Origin of the sequence: Roseinatronobacter sp. NSM, assembly GCF_052379845.1 — a bacterium.
In the GTDB taxonomy this organism is placed as follows: domain Bacteria; phylum Pseudomonadota; class Alphaproteobacteria; order Rhodobacterales; family Rhodobacteraceae; genus Roseinatronobacter.
This window is the reverse complement of record NZ_JBQTCF010000085.1, coordinates 1-1,631: the sequence shown is the minus strand read 5'-3', so window position 1 is coordinate 1,631 and position 1,631 is coordinate 1. Positions and strand designations below refer to the sequence as shown.

Below are 1,631 nucleotides of genomic sequence, written 5' to 3'. Positions count from 1 at the left end.
ACCCCAGCGGATCACGCTGCGGCCTGACGCGGACGCGGCGAATGGGCATGTGATTGAGATTTATGGAGAATTGGGGGCGATTTTGGCGCTTTGTGGAGCGATGGAGGGCATAAATGCCAACGCCCGCCTTGGGGGCGGGCGTGATGGGCAATTGGCGATGGTTGCGGGGACAGGATTTGGACACTATTTCTCGAAGATGTCTCGGTATAGCACCGCCCCCCAAAACCAGATGCGCGCGTGACGCAAGACAGGACCAACGCACAATGCATGGCCGGCCCCGATTGTTTCAAGCCGGATTTTCCGCGCCCTGGACCCGAGAGAGCCTGAAACTTACCACGGCTCATTATATCACACATAATCCCGCCACGCTTGGTCGTTTTCCCGGTCGAGCATTCGCTTGGCACGAGCCCCAAATAAGCCATCAATTTCACCGTGGTGTCGAAACGGCGCAAATCCCCGATCTCAGCCACAAAGGTGATGGCACTTACCCAGCATTACGACTTCTGAATCATTCAACGGAATGACCGGCCACCTGTTTGTGCCACAGGTGGCCAAATGCCGTGGAATACTCATCAGAGGCACTCAACACTTCATACCTTTAAAAGTCCTACGGGGCGCTTACAAGAATTCGCTCCCGTCCCGTTTCCCGGCCGCCCTGATCGATGACGGGCAGATCGTAATACCACTCCTGCGCCCCGACATCGTACGAGATCAGGTAGCGGGCCGCGCTGGTGGAGCGGTGCGCACCCTCCGTCCCCCCGTAAAAATGAATTCTCACCGGCGACAGGACCGGGTGAAGACGTCCCCGGTTATCCTGCTGAGTCCCGGAGGGCTCGGAGACAACCCGGGCCAGCATGAGCCGTTCCCCAGTCCGGTTCGGGTTGCGCGTGGAGGCCCCAGAAATCCGGTCCGCGGTCGAAAGGTTCGCGATCAGCGGGGAGAGTTCAAGGGCCGGGCCAAAGGACACCTCCATGCTCATGAAATCCTGTGAGATATAACGGCACCTTTGATTGCTCTCACCCCGGATCCGGGTCCCGGAAATTTCATAGATGGCATGGTGACCTTCGGTGAGGTTTACAGGGCCGGAGACCAGATCAAGTGGGGGAAAATCGAAGAGCCCGCGCTCATCATCGAAGTCAGGGACCAAGACGATATGGTCCGTCTTGACAAGCGGCTCTATGACCACGCTTTGCGAGACGCGAGACATCATTTCCTGGCGCTGACTCGGGGTCACGTCTTGAAGGAACCGGAACGCCTGATTACAGTCTTCAGTTTCCCTGAGCGCTCCATAAACGACCAAGCTCTCAGGCGTGATCACGGACCGGTCCAGAGCAAAGGTGAGCGCCATGGCGTTCTTCGCGTTCAGGAACGGTACCCGGTTGTCCGGCTGGAACTCCGGGATTTCGAGCCTCCCGAAGCGGGACGCCAGCTCCGCTTCCTCCACAAGATCATCGACGTTGATGTCCAGCACGAGATCGAGGGCGGAACTTGCGCTCTCGACGACCGAATCCGCCGTTTCAGCCCCGGTGGTTGCCCCCAACGGTTCATCCTGCAGTTCATTCATGTCCGGACTGCCCTCGTGATCCACCTGCTCCGGGGCGACCTGTTCTGACTCAAAGCGTTTGAGCTCC

The 1,631-nt window shown here is 58.5% G+C and carries 2 protein-coding genes and 1 pseudogene; 1 reads left to right on the top strand and 2 read right to left on the bottom strand.

Annotated elements, in window-relative coordinates:
• A partial coding sequence (locus ACTZWY_RS19695; RefSeq protein ID WP_444792403.1) for a hypothetical protein occupies positions 1-241 on the top strand: 241 nt, incomplete at its 5' end.
• A gap of 115 nt (positions 242-356) precedes the next feature.
• On the opposite strand, the pseudogene ACTZWY_RS19690 reads toward ACTZWY_RS19695, so the two are convergent.
• Both ACTZWY_RS19690 and ACTZWY_RS19685 read right to left on the bottom strand, forming a co-directional pair.
• A pseudogene (locus ACTZWY_RS19690) lies at positions 357-482 on the bottom strand (transposase); the annotation flags it as partial.
• Between the two features lie 125 nt (positions 483-607).
• On the bottom strand, positions 608-1,631 hold a 1,024-nt coding region (locus tag ACTZWY_RS19685; RefSeq protein WP_444792402.1), incomplete at its 5' end, for a hypothetical protein.